Origin of the sequence: Aeromonas sp. ZOR0002 (assembly GCF_963866995.1) — a bacterium.
In the GTDB taxonomy this organism is placed as follows: Bacteria; Pseudomonadota; Gammaproteobacteria; order Enterobacterales; family Aeromonadaceae; genus Aeromonas; species Aeromonas caviae.
In genome coordinates this window covers 45,989-62,103 of sequence record NZ_CAWMFQ010000398.1, presented here as the reverse complement: position 1 = coordinate 62,103, position 16,115 = coordinate 45,989, and the positions used below count along the sequence as shown (strand labels likewise).

Here is a 16,115-nt window from a genome sequence, read left to right as displayed (position 1 = left end):
CGAAACAAAAACGATAATGACAACAGGGCGACCTGAAGAATGAATGATATGGCTGCCGTAACAGGACAACTGGCAAGACTCAGGGAATCCCTCCAGCAGAAACAGCAGGAGCTTGACGGCATGGCGAGCTTCTCCGATGCCGAACGCACCCGCAGTATCCAGTTCATCGGCAAGTTGATGCAAGCCTGTCGCGGCCACGATCGCGAGCTCGACAACCGGCTCGCCAAGCTCAAGCAGAAACTTGAAGGCAACCCTCCTCTTACCTCCATCGATGCCGATCTGAACGCCATCGAGAAGCTGTTGCAGCAGCACAGCCACACCATGGAAGAGTCCATCAGCCTGACCCGGGCAGCCATCGATCTCGGCAGCAAACAGCTCAAAACCATCAAGGGGTTTCCAGAAGATACCCGCCGCGCCCTCAAGGAGTTTCTCGCCAGCCCGGAGAGTTACGGCATCGGCGATCACCAGAAGAAGGTGATCCGGCTGCTGGAGTTCTACCAGCAGGCGATCAAGATCCAGCTGCTGCCGCGCAAGCCGCTGATCCCCCCTTCAGCGGAGATCCCCACCGAGCTCTCCAGCCCGGCCCCTACCGACTCCTTTGACGTCAAGGCACATGCCCAGATTTCAGACGAGTTGCAGCGTCTCATCACCGAGCTCGACTTTGCCGGCGCCGTGGGCGAGAGCCTCGCAGACATCCGCCGCCAGTTGCTCGGGGGCATCACCCCTGCCCTGCTGGCCGAAGTCTGCCTGCAGATCATCGAACTCATCATCGAGGGTACCCGGGAAGAGCGCAAAGCCTCCCAGGCGTTTCTCAGCACCCTGAACGAGAGTCTCTCCTCGGTCCATTACAGCTTTACCGAATCCCTGGATGAAGGGCGGGCGCTGCAAAATGCCGCCCATCTCAGCGGACAGGCGCTGGAGCGGGAACTCGCCGCCATCGATCGCGCCATGGCAGCCCATGACTCGCCACAAATACTCAGGGGCGCCATTTCTGGGCATCTGGACACCATCCGCCGGCTGCAGCAGGAGCGGGAGGAGATGGCCAACCGCGAGCGCCACCTGCTCACCCACCTCTCCAACATGGAAGCCAAGCTCAGGTTGATGAAGGACGAGACCGCCGAGTACAAGAAGCGGCTCACCATCCAGAAACACAAGCTCTTCCTCGACAGCCTGACCCAGGTACACAACCGGGCGGCCCTGGACGAGCGGCTCGAGCTCGAATACAAACGCTGGCTACGCTATGGCACCCCCCTGTGCCTGGCCATCATCGACATCGACCACTTCAAGCACATCAATGACAACTACGGCCACATGGCCGGCGACAAGGCATTGAAGGTGGTTGCCAAGGCCCTGCAGAACGCCTTGCGCGACACCGACTTCATCGCCCGCTTTGGCGGTGAGGAGTTCGTGGTCCTGCTGCCGAACATCAATCCGGACAAGTACCAGAAGCCGCTGGAGAACCTGCGTCAGACCATCAAGAGCATCCCGTTCCGCTTTCGCGATGCCAGGGTCGAGATCACCATCTCCATCGGTGCCACTCTGTTTCGGACCGGCGACCATACCACGGATGCGTTCGAGCGCGCCGACAAGGCGCTCTACAGTTCCAAGCACTCCGGCCGGGATCAGGTCAATCTCGCCTGAATCCGCTTTGAGGGGCGGCTAAAAAAGCGGCAAACGCACAGTCCCCCTATTCCCCTGCCCACCCCCTTGCCTCTACTATCGAACCCGAGGGATGCCAAAGCATCCCGTTTTCTCCCCAGGGAAAGCACAACGATAACAAGCGAGTGAAAGGGGAAATTATGATCACACACATCAATCCCGTGGGCAGCATGGACCTGCTGTCCCAGCTCGAGGTGGATCGCCTCAAGCAGACGGCCTCCAGCGATATCTATCAACTGTTTCGCAACTGCTCGCTGGCGGTCCTCAACTCCGGCAGCCATACCGACAGTTCCAAAGAGATACTGGAACGTTTCAAATCCTTCGATATTCACGTGATCCGGCGCGAGCGCGGGGTCAAGCTCGAGCTGTTCAACGCCCCCGAGCACGCCTTCGTCGACGGCGAGATCATCCGCGGCATCCAGGAGCACCTGTTCTCCGTGCTGCGGGACATTCTCTATGTGTCGACCCAGCTCGAGTCCAATCGTCTGGTCAACCTGACCAGCTCCACCCATATCTCCAACGTGGTGTTCGCCATCCTGCGCAACGCCAAGGCGATCCTGCCCGGCGCCGATCCCAACCTGGTGGTCTGCTGGGGCGGCCACTCCATCAACGAAGTGGAATACCAGTACACCCGGGCAGTGGGTAGCGAGCTGGGTCTGCGCGAGCTCAACATCTGTACCGGTTGCGGTCCGGGTGCCATGGAGGGCCCCATGAAAGGGGCCGCCGTCGGCCACGCCAAGCAGCGGGTGCGCAACGGCCGTTACATCGGTCTCACCGAGCCTTCCATCATCGCCGCCGAACCGCCGAACCCCATCGTCAACGAGCTGGTGATCCTGCCGGACATCGAGAAGCGGCTGGAAGCCTTCGTGCGTCTGGGTCACGGCATCATCATCTTCCCGGGCGGGGTCGGAACTGCCGAGGAGCTGCTCTACCTGCTCGGCATCATGATGCACCCGGCCAACGATCGCCAACCCATCCCCATCGTGCTGACCGGCCCGAAAGAGAGCGCCGACTACTTCCGCGCCATCGACGACTTCGTCAAGGCGACCCTGGGGGAAGCCGCCACCAGTCTCTACCGGATCATCATCGGCGATGCGCCCGAGGTGGCCCGCGTGATGAAGGAGGCGATGCCGAAGATCCGCGAATACCGCAAGTCGGTGGGAGATGCCTACTCCTTCAACTGGTCCCTGCGGATCGAGCCCGAGTTCCAGCTGCCGTTCGAGCCGGATCACGCCAGCATGGCCAGCCTGGATCTGCATCGCAACCAGCCGCCCCAGCTGCTGGCAGCCAACCTGCGCCGCGCCTTCTCAGGCATCGTCGCAGGCAACGTCAAGGAAGGGGGCATCAGGGCCATCGAGAAGAAGGGTCCCTTCAAGCTGCACGGCGACAAGGAGCTGATGCACCTGATGGACAGATTGCTGGAAAGCTTCGTCAAGCAGCAGCGCATGAAGCTGCCGGGCAGCCAGTACGTTCCCTGCTACGAGATAGTCAAATAGTCGGGACATCACAATGCACCGCACCGGAGGGGCCCATGAGCCCCTCTTTCATTGACTGGTCTTCTACGGGGTTAGCAGGAGACGCCACCATTGTTACAATGGCAATCCCCGACGCCCGGAGTGCCCCATGCCACACCTGCTCATCATCGATGCCCTCAACCTCATCCGCCGACTGCACGCGGTGCAGAGCCAGCAGGGACTGACCCCGGCTCAGGCCCTGCTCGCCACCCGTGCCAACCTCATCAACACCTGCAAGAAGCTCCTGGCGGCCAGCCAGCCGACCCACGCCATCGCGGTCTTTGACGGTGAGGTCCACAGCTGGCGCAAGACGCTCTATCCCCCCTACAAGGAGGGCCGCACCCCCATGCCGGATGAGCTGAGAGAAGGGCTTGCCGACCTGCAGGACGCCTTCTGGGAGTGCGGTGTGGATGCCCTGCTCTCCCAGACCGACGAGGCGGACGATCTCATCGCCACCCTGGCAAGCGGCATTGCCCAGCACGGCGCCAGCGCCACCATCATCTCCACCGACAAGGGGTTCTGCCAGCTCATCTGCCCGCAGATCCGGGTGCGGGATTACTTCAACAAACGCTGGCTGGATGCCGCCTTCGTCCAGCAGCAGTACGGCGTTACACCGACCCAGCTTGTGGACTTCTGGGCCCTGACCGGTATCGGCGGCTCCAACATCAAGGGGGTGCCCGGCATCGGCCCCAAGACCGCCACCCAGTTGCTGCAGCAATACGGGGACCTGGCTGCCATGCTGGAGGCCTGTGAGCGGGAGGAGGCCACCAGACCCCTGCTCAAGCTGCGCCAGCACCGGGAAGAGGCCCTGCTGGCCCAACGCCTGGTCCGGCTGCAGCACGATATCCCGCTCGGGTTCAACCTGCGGGAGATCCGCTACCCTCCCATCCCTGATGCCGGGGCGTGCTCCCCAGCACACCATTTCCCAAGACAGGCCGTACCTGTTGACATAAATGGGTAAAATGTAAAGAAACATGGAGGATGTGGTGCAAAAATGGTATAAAGCCGACGAATCCTCCCCCTCTGTTCCCTAGAAGTGGATACGCCTCATGTCAAAAAGAAAGATTACCGTCATCCCGGGCGACGGCATCGGCCCCAGCATCATCGAATCCGCCATCCAGATCCTGACCCACGCGGGTTGTGACTTCGACTACGAATACGCAGACGCCGGTCTGGTAGCCTTGGAAAAACATGGCGAGCTGCTGCCCCAGGCCACCCTCGATCTGATCGAGAAGAACAAGGTCAGCCTGAAAGGCCCGCTCACCACTCCGGTCGGCGGCGGCTTCACCTCCATCAACGTCTCCCTGCGCAAGAAGTTCAATCTCTACGCCAACGTGCGCCCCGTCCTCTCCTTCAAGGGCACCAAGAGCCGTTACGACAACATCGACATCATCACGGTGCGCGAGAACACCGAAGGCATGTACTCCGGTGCCGGCCAGAAGCGCAGCGATGACAACCAGAGCGCCGAGGCGATGAGCATCATCACCCGGGAAGGGGCCGAGCGCATCGTCACCTTCGCCTTCGAGCTGGCGCGCCAGGAAGGACGCAAGAAGGTCACCATCATCCACAAGGCCAACATCCTCAAGTCCACCTCCGGCCTGTTCCTGGAAGTGGCCCGTCAGGTCGCGGCCCGCTACCCGGACATCCAGAACGAGGAGATGATCGTCGACGCCGCCTGCATGAACCTGGTGATGTACCCGGAGCGCTTCGATGTGATGGTCACCACCAACCTGTTCGGCGACATTCTCTCGGACCTCTGTGCCGGTCTGGTGGGGGGGCTGGGCATGGCGCCGGGCGCCAACATCGGTGAAGGGGCCGCCATCTTCGAAGCGGTACACGGCTCTGCGCCGGACATCGCCGGCAAGAACATCGCCAACCCCACCTCGGTGATCCTCGCCTCCATCCAGATGCTGGAATATCTCGGCATGCAGGACAAGGCGGAGCGCATTCGCGAGGCCGTGCGGGCGACCATCGAGTCCGGTGATCGGGTGACCCGTGACCTGGGGGGCACTGCGTCCACCAGCGAATTCACCCAGGCCATCATCGACCGTCTATAAATAGAGTCCAACCATATGATTTTAAAAGGGAGCTTCGGCTCCCTTTGTTTTATGCCAACGCCTCCCTACCTCCCTCGCCAGATGAATACTATGTTGATATGAGGGATAAGGAGATCCACCATGCGTGCTACTTTCATCTTGCTGATCGTCAGCAGCAGTGCCACGGCATTAGACAGGCCAGTCGACAATGCCTGGTTGACGCCGCCTCCCCAGCACGAGGCGCCAGCCAAGCAGACCTGGCAATCCACCCTGGATACCAACGATCTGCTCAAACAGCCCAAGCCGCTCTCTCTGGGGGTGGATATCACCACCGACAGCAACGGCAATCGGCAGGTCACCCCCTATCAGAAGCTTAACCTCACGGCAGAGAAGAGCGTCAGCCTCTCCTTCGAAAAGCAAAAGCCCAGGATCAAGTTCAACGCTGGCGGCATCAACACCTCGGTCAAGCTTCGCGGGGATGGCGTCAAGATGCAGTTCAACCCCAGTGACAAGACCATTCCCCTGCAAATTGAGCTGAAGATCACCGACGACGAGTCCATGATGCGTCTGGACTACCGATTCTGATGACCCAGACACAAAAAAACCGGACGTCGCCGTCCGGTTTTTTCATGCCCTGTTCCCGATGCTGCTTCAGGACTTGGGTGCCAGCTTGGAGACCCAGAACTTGTTGTAGACGTGCACCGTGATCTCTTCGCGATCGTGATAGAGCTGTTTGGCCTGAATGATGAAACCGCCGTCGATCTCGGCCAGCAGTCCGCGCAGCACCTCGATGTTGTGCACCGCCTCGGCGTAGCGCTTCTTCATCGGCAGCTTGAGGTTGAACATGGCTTCCTGACAGTCGTTTTCCCTGAACCAGTCGGCCACCATGTGGGTCACTCGCGCCGGTTTGTCCACCATGTCGCACACCAGCCAGTAGGTATTCTTCTTGCTCGGCCGCCACACGAAACCATCGTCACGGATGTGCTTCACCTGACCTGTGTCCATCAGGGATTGGGCCATCATGCCGTTGTCCACCGCCGTCACCATCATGCCGCGACGCACCAGCTGATAGGTCCAGCCACCCGGGCAGGCGCCAAGATCCACGGCCTTCAGGCCGGAGCACAGGCGCAAGTCCCACTCTTCCTTCGGCACGAAGACGTAGAACGCCTCTTCCAGCTTGAGGCTGGAGCGGCTCGGGGCATCGGCCGGGAAGCGCAGGCGCGGGATCCCCATGTGGAAGGCTGAGTTGTTGAAGGAGTAGGAGTACCCCAGCATCAGGTGGTCATTGGCCAGGAAGAAGGCGTGGAACACGGGACGGTTCGGGGTCTCCTTCTTGGTCAGGATCTCGTTGCTGCGCAGCGCCTGGCGAAGCGGCACGGTGAACTTGCGGCAGAAGGCGGAGAGCTCCTTCGCCTCGTTGGTATCGGCCGTCTCAACCCGAAGATCACCGCAGATGGCGTAACCGCTCGCCGCCTCCAGGATGGGAGAGACCCGATCGCTTATTTCCAGATCTTTCAGCTCGTGAGTCACCACCAGCATCTGGCGAATGAAGATGAGCTCGCGGAACGGCAGCTTGCGCGCCAGCAGATCGGCCTGCTCCTCGTCATACAACTCGAAGATCACATAGCCGCTGTCGTCCTTGACCCGGGCAAAGCCGTAGCACTGCATGTTGCCGGCACGCTCGGTGATCTCTGCCGCCGCCTCTTTCTCAAAACCCGGGCGGCAATAAAGCAGCAGATTATTCATTCTTTCCTCCAAGACGACAGCCGGCCCACATCAGAGCCGCCCATCCCAACATAAAACAGAGGCCACCGGCCGGGGTGATGAGCCCCAGCCCCTTGCTGCCAAGCAGCACCATGGCGTAAATACTGCCGGAGAATCCCAGGATCCCCAGCACAAAGACGGCGCCTGCGAAGGTGATCACCTTGCCGCGCACACCGCACAACCCCAGCACCAGCAGGGCCAGGGCGTGGAAAAACTGGTATTGCACGGCGGTGTTGAACGCCGCCAGCAACGAGGGGGCGATGCCGGTCGCCGCCAGCCCATGAGCGCCGTAGGCCCCGAGCATGGTGGCCGTCAGGCCGAAGAAACCCGCCAGCACCAGCCAATGTCGTTGGATCTGCATCTTCTCTCCTTGCACGCTTCTTCTCTCGACCCGCTCGAGATGGTCAGGAGCGACCCACCGCCGCGATAAAGCCCTTGACCCGCTCCGCGGCCAGGCGCAGGTTCTCTTGCTCGCTCATGCCGCTCGCCTTTCTCGGTTTGAAACCATGATCCCCGTCGGTCAGCCAGTGGACCGATACGGCAGGTGAGAAGGGGAAATCGGCCAGCTCGGCGCGGGAACCGAAGGTATCGCGCTCCCCCTGCAGCAGCAGCGTGGGCGTCGTGATCTGCTTGAGCACCTCGCCCCGCCATGCGTCGGGCTTGGCCGGGGGGTGGAAAGGATACCCGAGAACGATCAATCCTGCAGCATCCATCTCGTCGCCCCCCTCGCAAAACAGCTCGGCCGCCATCCTTCCCCCCATGGACTTGCCCGCCAGAAACAGCCGGGGATGGGCAAACTGGCGCACCATCTCGCGCCAGTGAGCCAGCAGCACGGGTTGTCTGTCCGGCGGCCTGCGTTTGCCGTCCTGAGCCCGTTTGGTCATGTAGGGGAAGTTGAAGCGCACCACCTCGATCTCCGGCCCCGCCAGCAGTCGCGACAACTCGGCCAGGAAGCTGTGCTCCATGCCCGCCCCCGCGCCGTGGGCCAGCAAAATGCGAACGGGGGCGTCACTCGCCCCCTCTCTTGTCAGGTCAGTCACCAGGTCAACTCCTCAGGCATCGGCAAGGCGGGCACGCCTGCGGGCCTCTTCCTGCTCAACCAGTTCCAGCATCCAGTCACGGAAGGCCACTATCTTGCCCTGATCGGACTGCTGCTCCTGACACACCAGATAGAAAGCGTTCTTGCTCACCAGCACCTGTTCGAACGGGCAGATGAGACGACCCGCCTCGATCTCCGGCTGGGCCAGCACGCTGTGGCCGAGCGCCACCCCCTGACCGTGGATCGCCGCCTGGATCACCATGGTGGAGTGGCTGAAGATGGGCCCCTGATTGACATTGGGGGCATCGATGTCGAGCTGGCGGAACCAGGCCTTCCAGTCACGCCGGGAGGTGTCGTGCAGCAGGGTGTGGCGGGTCAGATCGTCCGGGGTGCGCAGGGGCTTGGGGCCGGTCAGCAACAGGGGCGAGCAGACCGGGATCAGGTATTCGGTGTGCAGCTTGTCCGAACGAAGACCCGGCCAGTTGCCGCGGCCGTAGTAGATGGCCACGTCCACGTCGTCGGTCAGCGACCCCTCGTCCATGTCCACCGCCTTGATCCGCACATCGATGTCCGGGTGGCGTTCGCTGAACTTGACCAGGCGGGGCACCAGCCACTGGATGGCGAAGCTCGGCTGTAGGGAGACGGTGAGCGCCCCCTTGGCGCTGCGGGCCAGCAGCTTGTCGGTCGCCTCGGAGATGGAGGCAAAGATGTCCTTGATATCGAGGAAGTAGCTCTGCCCCTCCTCGGTCAGTAGCAGGGAGCGATTCTTGCGGCGAAACAGCTTGATGCCGAGATACTCCTCCAGCGCCTTGATCTGGTGGCTAATGGCTGCCTGGGTCACGAACAGCTCTTCTGCTGCGCGGGTAAAGCTCAAGTGACGAGCCGCGGCTTCAAACGCTTTCAGTGCATTGAGCGGAGGTAAACGACGAGACATGGAATCGGCCGACGATGAATTTTTCTAATGGGGCGCATTATAAATTGTCGGTTGCGGGTCGACCAGTGAATAAACATAATTCGCCACGCAATTCGTTGTCATATGGCTCACACCTTCTCTTCCATGTTGGTTTTCATGTGGTTTTTGTGAGTGAGTCGACAGTGATTGTGGTGTTGTGTTTCTTCCTCTGCGGGAAGAAGGGCTAAATCAGGTCGATTTAACCCAGTCTGTCATCTGAATGTGTTTGGCGCCTCCGGTTGGATGGCGCCTTTTTTCTTATCCTCCCCTACACCCGGAACTGGCCCACCAGTTGCTGCTGCTTGTCCGCCAGTTGCGACAGCTCGCGCCCGTTGTCGGCGGAGGTCGCCGCTTCCGCCCGAATGGTATGGCTCACATCGCGAATGTTGCTGACGTTGCGATTGATCTCGCCCGCCACTCCGCTCTGCTCCTGCGCGGCCCTCGCGATCTGCTCGTTCATCTGGTGGATGGTGCCGACAGCCTGGATGATCTGCTCCAGCACGCTGACCGACTGCTCCACCTTGGTGAGGGTCAGATCCGCCTGGTGATGACCGGTCAGGATCGCCTTCACCACCGCCTCCGTCCCTGACTGTAACTGGCCGATGAGGTTCTGGATCTCGACGATGGCGTTCTGGGTTCGGCCCGCCAGGTTGCGCACCTCGTCGGCGACCACCGCAAAACCGCGCCCCTGCTCACCGGCTCGGGCCGCCTCGATGGCCGCGTTCAGGGCCAGCAGGTTGGTCTGCTCGGCAATCCCCTGGATCACCACCAGGATGTCGTTGATGTTGTCGCTGTTGGCGGAGAGGTGTTCCACCACTGGTTTGGCGTCGCTTATCACCGTCATCAGTCTGGACATGGCCTCCTGGGTCTGCGCCACCACGGACTTGCCCTCCTGGGCCGCCGTGTCGGCCTCATCGGCCGCCGCCACCGCCGCATTGGCATTGCCGGCGACCTGCAGGGCGGTAGCGCTCAACTCTTCAAACGCGGTCGCCACCAGATCCACCTCCTGATACTGGGACTGCATGCCGGCGCTGGTACGGGCTGCCCCTTGCGCCGCCAGGGCCGCACTGGCCCGAGTGCCCGCAACGGTGTCGATCACCTGGCTGATGGTGGATTGCAGCTTGTCCAGGAAGTTGTTGAACCACTTGGCCAGCTCGCCTATCTCGTCATCCCTGCGCAGATCGATGCGCTGGGTGAGATCCCCCTCCCCGCTGGCGATGTCCTTGAGGCGTGCCACCACGGCGCGGATGGGCGCCACGATGCGCTGGGCCATCAGCCAGATGCAGAGCAGGGCGAGCGCCGAAATCCCGCCACCTATGGTGAGCTGGGTGGCCACGCTGCGCTGGGCCTGATCCTCAAGCTCCCCTTGCAGTTGCAGGGCCGAGGCGAGCACCACGGCGCGGGGCAGCTCGATATAGATGCCCCACTTGCGATCCGTACCGCGCATGCTGACCGGCACGAAGGTCTGCAACAGTGCGCCATCCGGGCTCCAGCGCGTCACCACATCTCCCTTGGTCAGCCACCCCTTGAGATCCTGCGCCAGCCCTTGCTGCTCCAGCAGATTGCCAAGGGCGACCGGGAACCCTTCCACGCCGGCCACCCGCCCTTCACTGCTGAGCAGAAGCACCTTGCCCTGCCCCTTGTAGAGGGTCCGGCCCATCTCTTCCACCAGACTCTGCAGGGTCCCCAGGGAGATGTCGACCCCCACCATGCCAAGCAGGGAGCCTTGGTCCAGCAGCGGCACGGTCACCGAGGTCATCAACACCTGCTGGGTCCCCACCTCGTCCACATAGGGCTCGAGCAGACAGAGCGCCTTGTTGCGGATGCTGCAACTGTACCAGTCGTTCTCAAGACCGCCGTGTCCGGAGGGCTTGTCGTTGGCCAGCATCGCCTCGTCCATCACCTCCAGGTTGACCTTGCCGTCGACCCTGGCCCAATAGCTGGAAAAACGCCCCTTGTCGTTGGCGCCGAGCGCCGTCGACCCCTGATAGTTGTCATCCTCCCCGTCGAGCTGGTTGGGTTCGAATACCGCATAGACACCGAGCAGGTTCGCTGACGACTCCGCCGCATCCTGCAACTGCTGGTTGACGGCATTGCGCAGCGCCTCGGAGTGAACGAAGTTGTCGGCCGCGTTCTTGCGCTGGAACAAGATGCCCTCGGCAAGCAGGGTAGCCCTGAAGTAAGCCTCATCGAGGTAGCTGGTCACCCGGGCTGCCTGGGTCGCCCCCATGGCCTGCATCCAGTTTTCTGCCGCGTGCTGCCCCTCCAGGGTGGTGGAGGTGAGCACCTGCTCCTGCATGCGGGCCGCGTTGAAAAGAGAAGAAGCCACCAGCGCGACGGCACTGGCCAGCAGACAGCAACCGGCGATCAGGGTGATCCGTCCCTGAACAGAAAGAGAACTCATGCCACTATTTCCTAACGTCTACAGATGTGAACACTGTATCGGTTTTGGATACAAAAACTTAACTAAATCAGCAGAGATCCAGGCTTAATTGATTGATTTCACCCGCTCCGGGCAAACCAACGACCAGACCGAGCAGGCGAATGGGCTTTCCTTGAGCCCGTTGCAGTCCCTCGTGCAGCAGATCGTGGAAACGGGCCGCCTGATAACTCCCCTTGCGATAGACGGTGGTCTGGTGAAAATCGGCAAACTTCAACTTGATCCCCTGCCCCATCAGCATTTCCGCAGGGCAGGCCTTGGCAAAACGCTGCTCCAGCTCGGGAATGAGCCGGCTGAGCACCTGCCAGCAGGCGTCCTCGTCCAGCACATCGCTGGCGAGCGTCGTCTCTACTCCGATGCTCTTGCGCACCCGTCGGGCCTGCACCGGCTGATCGTCATGCCCCCAGATGCGGCCGGCCAGCATCTCCCCGAGCTTGCCGAAACGGGCGATCAGCTCCTCGTTGCCGAGCTGGCGGGCATCTTCGCACGAATACAGCCCGAGGGACTCCAGCCGCTCTGCCGTCTTGCGGCCGATGCCGGGCAGCTTGCCTAGGGGGAGCTGACGCACGAACTCGTCCACCTCCTGGGGGCGGATGACGAACAGGCCATCAGGCTTGCGCTGCTCCGAGGCGAGCTTGGCCAGAAACTTGTTCGGCGCCACACCGGCCGAGGCAGTCAGCCCAAGCTCGGCGCTGATGGCGGCGCGGATCTCCGCCGCCATCAGGGTGGCGCTGCCACCGCAGCGGGGACTCTGGGTCACGTCGAGATAGGCTTCATCGAGGGAGAGCGGCTCCACCTGCTCGGTGTAGCGCAGGAAGATGGCGCGCAACTGGCGTGAAGTTTCTTTGTAGACGGCCATCCGCCCGGGGATCAGCACCAATGGCGGACAAAGCTTTCTGGCCAGGGCGCTCGGCATGGCGGAGCGCACCCCGAAGCGGCGCGCCACGTAGTTGCAGGTGGAGATGACCCCGCGTCGGTCGGCGGCGCCACCAATGGCGAGCGGCACCTCCCTGAGGGCCGGGTTGTCCCGCATCTCCACCGCGGCGAAGAAGCAGTCCATGTCGATGTGAATGATCTTGCGCATGGCCGTGTCTGTTGCTGTGTCGACAGCCTCCCGAACAGATCATAGGGATAGACCCTGGGCATCCGGCGAGGAGACATGTCGAACGCCAAAAATACTGTATGGATAACCAGTTGGACGTTCCATGCTACCCCAAGCCTGTCATTTCTGCCAGTCTGCGCGCGGGCGCGGCGGCATAGACTCTCAAGGCCACATCCACACGAGACTCAAGGAGGAGAAGCATGAGCATCATCCGGGCGGGGCTCTGCCTGCTGCTGTTGCCGCTAGCGACCATGGCCAAGGATCACCCGACGGCCGAATGCAGCTGGCTGTACAAGCGCATCGAGATACTGGAAACCGCCATCAGGCAGGGGGATGAACTGGGCACCAGGGAGGAGCTGGCAAAGCGAAAGAAAGAGTTCAAGGCAAAGGCATGCAGCCAATATGACTACTGACCCCATGCCACATATAAAAACGAGCCGACCCAGGGGTCGGCTCGTTTCGTTGCAAGGCTGCCTTCAGAGCGATATCCGCCGTTAGATGATGCGGTTGTCCACCAGCATCTTGCGACGGGCCTCTTCCTTGGCCATCTTCTTCTTGCGGTTGTCGCAGGGCTCCGGGCAGTCACACTCCTTCTCGATCCCGATGGAACCCAGGCCGCCACAGGAGCCGGAGATGGACTTGCGCTGGAAAATGTAGCCGATGGCCATGGCCACCACGACCATCAGAAACACCCCGAAGGTGATCAGAAAGATCTGCATGTAGTTACCCCTTACTTCTTGACCAGATATGGTTTGAAGGCATCCGAATAGGCCTCTTCGAACCCGTCATCCGTCTTGGTGATGGTGAAGATGGCCAGCCCCCGTTCCTTGGCATAGGCCAGGCTCTTCTCCGGCCCCATGACCATGAACACGGTCGCCAACCCGTCTGCAGTCATGCAGGAAGGGTGGATGACGGTCACCGACACCAGGCGGTGCTGGATGGGCTTGCCCGTCAGCGGATCCATGGTGTGGGAGAAGCGCTTGCCGTCCAGCTCGTAATAGTTGCGGTACTCGCCCGAGGTGGCCACCCCGTTGTCACCGGGCAGGATCACCTCCTGTACGGAACCGGCATTGACGGTCGGCTTCTCGATGGCGACACGCCAGGGATGCCCCTTGCCGTTGACACCATTGATGCGCAGCTCGCCGCCGATCTCCACCAGATAGTTGCGCGCCCCCTGGGACTCCAGGTACTCGGCCACCTTGTCCACGCCAAACCCCTTGGCAATAGCGGAGAGATCCACGTAGAGGTCCGGGATGTCCTTTTGCAGGGTATCGGCATCGGCAGAGGTTATCACATGCAGATTGCCAAGGCCCGTCTTCTGCCGGGTCTGGGCGATCAGCTCGTCGGACGGCACCTTGGTCGGTCTGGCATCCGGCCCAAAGCCCCACAGATTGACCAGAGGACCGACGGTGACGTCCAGCGCCCCGCGGCTCTCGCGGCCAATGTGAATGGCCTCGGTCACCACCCGCGCGGTATCGCGGGAAACCACCACAGGGGTATTGCTCTTGTGCTGGTTGAAGCGTGACAGCTCGGAATCCGGGCGATAGGTCGACATCTGATCGTTGACCCGCTCCAGCAAGACGTCGACCTCGGCTTGCAGCCTGGCGGCATCCTGAACGGCGCTATCTGCCACCTTGATGGAGTAGTAGGTACCCATGGTGCTGCCGGTGATGTGGATCTCCGGCTTGGATTGGACCGTTTCCTGACCGCACCCAGTCAAGAAAAAGGCTAGCCCGAAGGCTAGCCAGGTCTTTACAACGCTGTGCATGGATTAACCACCGAAGTCATCCAGCAGGATGTTCTCGTCTTCAACACCGAGGTTTTTCAGCATGTTGATGACGGCGGCGTTCATCACGGGAGGCCCGCACATGTAGAACTCGCAATCCTCAGGCGCCTCGTGGTTCTTGAGGTAGTTCTCGAACAACACGTTGTGGATGAAGCCGGTGTAGCCATCCCAGTTGTCTTCCGGTTGCGGATCGGACAGGGCGACGTGCCACTGGAAGTTGTCGTTCTCGGCCTGCAGCATGTCGAAGTCTTCGACATAGAACATCTCGCGCTTGGAACGGGCACCGTACCAGAAGCTCATCTTGCGCTTGGTCTTCAGACGGCGCAGCTGGTCGAAGATGTGGGAGCGCATCGGCGCCATACCCGCACCACCACCGACGAACACCATTTCGGCGTCGGTGTCCTTGGCGAAGAACTCGCCGAACGGACCGGAGATGGTCACCTTGTCACCGGCCTTCAGGCTGAAGATGTAGGAAGACATCTGGCCGGGAGGAGCAGTCCAGTTGCTGGGCGGCGGAGTGGCGATCCGCACGTTCAGCATGATGATGCCGAACTCTTCCGGATAGTTCGCCATGGAGTAGGCACGGATGATCGGCTCGTTGACCTTGGACTCCAGCTCGAAGATCTTGAAGCGATCCCAGTCGCCACGATACTCCTCGGGAATATCGAAGTTCTTGTACTGCACGTGGTGAGCCGGCGCTTCGATCTGGATATAACCACCGGCGCGGAACGGCACGCTCTCGCCATCCGGGATCTGCAGCTTGAGCTCCTTGATGAAGGTGGCCTTGTTGTCATTGGAGATGACGGTACAGTCCCACTTCTTCACGCCGAAGATCTCTTCCGGCAGTTCGATGTCCATGTCGGAACGAACGGTGACCTGACAGGCCAGACGCTCGCCATGACGGGCTTCGCCCTTGCTGATGTGATCCAGCTCGGTCGGCAGGATGTCGCCGCCGCCGGATTTCACGCGCACCTTGCACTGACCACAGGAGCCACCGCCACCACAGGCGGAGGAGACGAAGATACCACTGCCGGCGAGCACGCCAAGCAGCTTGCCACCCGCCGGGCTGGTCACAGCCTTGGCCGGGTCGCCGTTGATGCTGATTGTCACGTCACCGGCGGTCACCAGCTTGGACTTGGCGAACAGAATGACTGCCACCAAGGCCAGCAGGATCACGGTGAACATGACCACACCCAGAATAATTTCCATCTATATTTCCTTTCCGATTACAGGGAAATACCAGAGAAGGACATGAAGCCCAGCGCCATCAGACCCGCGGTGATGAAGGTGATGCCAAGGCCACGCAGGCCTTCCGGAACATCGGAATATTTCATCTTCTCGCGGATCCCTGCCATCGCGACGATGGCCAGCATCCAGCCTGCACCCGAACCCACGCCATAGACCACGGACTCAACGAAGTTGTAGTCACGCTGCACCATGAAGGAGACGCCGCCGAAGATGGCGCAGTTCACGGTGATGAGCGGCAGGAAGATACCGAGGGCGTTGTAGAGGGCCGGGAAGTACTTGTCCAGGGCCATCTCCAGGATCTGTACCAGGGCCGCGATCACCCCGATGAAGGTGATGAAGCTCAGGAAGCTCAGATCCAGACCGGATACCAAGGCACCGTCTTTGAGCACGTAGTTGTAGATCAGGTTGTTGGCCGGGACGGCCACGGTCTGAACCACGATAACGGCAATCCCCAGGCCCATGGCGGTCTTGACCTTCTTGGACACCGCCAGGAAGGTACACATCCCCAGGAAGAAGGAGAGCGCCAGGTTCTCGATGAAGATCGAGCGAATCAACAGACTGATATAGTGTTCCAT

16 protein-coding genes are annotated in these 16,115 nt (G+C 61.1%); 6 read left to right on the top strand and 10 right to left on the bottom strand.

Annotated features, from left to right (window positions below):
- The first annotated feature begins 39 nt into the window (after nucleotides 1-39).
- From AACR77_RS22745 to AACR77_RS22725, 5 genes are all read left to right on the top strand, one after another.
- Nucleotides 40-1,641 (top strand): GGDEF domain-containing protein, encoded by a 1,602-nt coding sequence (locus tag AACR77_RS22745; RefSeq protein WP_042015871.1) that lies wholly within the window; start codon nucleotides 40-42, stop codon nucleotides 1,639-1,641.
- 158 nt (nucleotides 1,642-1,799) lie between these two features.
- Nucleotides 1,800-3,155, top strand: a complete 1,356-nt coding sequence (ppnN, locus tag AACR77_RS22740; RefSeq protein WP_010673382.1) for a nucleotide 5'-monophosphate nucleosidase PpnN — start codon at nucleotides 1,800-1,802, stop codon at nucleotides 3,153-3,155.
- Nucleotides 3,156-3,282: 127 nt separating this feature from the next.
- Nucleotides 3,283-4,134, top strand: coding sequence for a flap endonuclease Xni (gene xni / locus AACR77_RS22735; RefSeq protein WP_052224722.1), 852 nt, complete (start codon nucleotides 3,283-3,285; stop codon nucleotides 4,132-4,134).
- An 88-nt stretch (nucleotides 4,135-4,222) separates the two neighbouring features.
- Nucleotides 4,223-5,230, top strand: a complete 1,008-nt coding sequence (locus AACR77_RS22730) for an isocitrate dehydrogenase (RefSeq protein WP_010673380.1) — start codon at nucleotides 4,223-4,225, stop codon at nucleotides 5,228-5,230.
- Nucleotides 5,231-5,350: 120 nt separating this feature from the next.
- On the top strand, nucleotides 5,351-5,794 hold the full coding sequence (locus AACR77_RS22725) for a hypothetical protein (protein WP_041211281.1): 444 nt from the start codon (nucleotides 5,351-5,353) through the stop codon (nucleotides 5,792-5,794).
- A gap of 66 nt (nucleotides 5,795-5,860) precedes the next feature.
- On the opposite strand, the gene rlmM is transcribed toward AACR77_RS22725, so the two are convergent.
- The 6 genes from rlmM to dinB form a co-directional block, all read right to left on the bottom strand.
- Nucleotides 5,861-6,955: a 23S rRNA (cytidine(2498)-2'-O)-methyltransferase RlmM gene (rlmM, locus tag AACR77_RS22720; protein WP_039040704.1), complete on the bottom strand. Its 1,095-nt coding sequence runs from the start codon at nucleotides 6,953-6,955 to the stop codon at nucleotides 5,861-5,863.
- Nucleotides 6,948-7,334, bottom strand: coding sequence for a DUF423 domain-containing protein (locus AACR77_RS22715; protein ID WP_010673377.1), 387 nt, complete (start codon nucleotides 7,332-7,334; stop codon nucleotides 6,948-6,950). The genes rlmM and AACR77_RS22715 overlap by 8 nt, the downstream gene beginning before the upstream one ends.
- Nucleotides 7,335-7,377: 43 nt before the next feature.
- Entirely contained in the window at nucleotides 7,378-8,013 is a 636-nt protein-coding gene (locus AACR77_RS22710) for an alpha/beta fold hydrolase (protein WP_042877859.1), read from the bottom strand.
- Between the two features lie 12 nt (nucleotides 8,014-8,025).
- Nucleotides 8,026-8,946: a transcriptional regulator GcvA gene (locus AACR77_RS22705; RefSeq protein ID WP_029313926.1), complete on the bottom strand. Its 921-nt coding sequence runs from the start codon at nucleotides 8,944-8,946 to the stop codon at nucleotides 8,026-8,028.
- Between the two features lie 286 nt (nucleotides 8,947-9,232).
- Nucleotides 9,233-11,368: a methyl-accepting chemotaxis protein gene (locus AACR77_RS22700; protein WP_042877857.1), complete on the bottom strand. Its 2,136-nt coding sequence runs from the start codon at nucleotides 11,366-11,368 to the stop codon at nucleotides 9,233-9,235.
- Between the two features lie 67 nt (nucleotides 11,369-11,435).
- Nucleotides 11,436-12,488, bottom strand: coding sequence for a DNA polymerase IV (gene dinB, locus AACR77_RS22695; RefSeq protein ID WP_010673373.1), 1,053 nt, complete (start codon nucleotides 12,486-12,488; stop codon nucleotides 11,436-11,438).
- 218 nt (nucleotides 12,489-12,706) lie between these two features.
- Between dinB and AACR77_RS22690 the strand changes: the two genes are divergently transcribed.
- Nucleotides 12,707-12,919 carry a hypothetical protein gene (locus tag AACR77_RS22690; protein ID WP_039040708.1) on the top strand — a complete coding sequence of 71 codons (213 nt, stop codon included), beginning with the start codon at nucleotides 12,707-12,709 and terminating at the stop codon, nucleotides 12,917-12,919.
- An 81-nt stretch (nucleotides 12,920-13,000) separates the two neighbouring features.
- On the opposite strand, the gene nqrM is transcribed toward AACR77_RS22690, so the two are convergent.
- Genes nqrM through nqrE form a run of 4 tightly spaced genes read right to left on the bottom strand, consistent with a single transcriptional unit; the run spans nucleotide 13,001 to nucleotide 16,115 of the window.
- Nucleotides 13,001-13,225 (bottom strand): (Na+)-NQR maturation NqrM, encoded by a 225-nt coding sequence (gene nqrM / locus AACR77_RS22685; protein ID WP_010673371.1) that lies wholly within the window; start codon nucleotides 13,223-13,225, stop codon nucleotides 13,001-13,003.
- Nucleotides 13,226-13,236: 11 nt separating this feature from the next.
- Nucleotides 13,237-14,274 carry an FAD:protein FMN transferase gene (locus AACR77_RS22680; RefSeq protein WP_029313924.1) on the bottom strand — a complete coding sequence of 346 codons (1,038 nt, stop codon included), beginning with the start codon at nucleotides 14,272-14,274 and terminating at the stop codon, nucleotides 13,237-13,239.
- A gap of 3 nt (nucleotides 14,275-14,277) precedes the next feature.
- On the bottom strand, nucleotides 14,278-15,501 hold the full coding sequence (gene nqrF, locus AACR77_RS22675; RefSeq protein ID WP_010673369.1) for an NADH:ubiquinone reductase (Na(+)-transporting) subunit F: 1,224 nt from the start codon (nucleotides 15,499-15,501) through the stop codon (nucleotides 14,278-14,280).
- Nucleotides 15,502-15,518: 17 nt separating this feature from the next.
- A complete protein-coding gene (gene nqrE / locus AACR77_RS22670) occupies nucleotides 15,519-16,115 on the bottom strand; it encodes an NADH:ubiquinone reductase (Na(+)-transporting) subunit E (RefSeq protein ID WP_005303538.1) in 597 nt (198 codons plus the stop codon).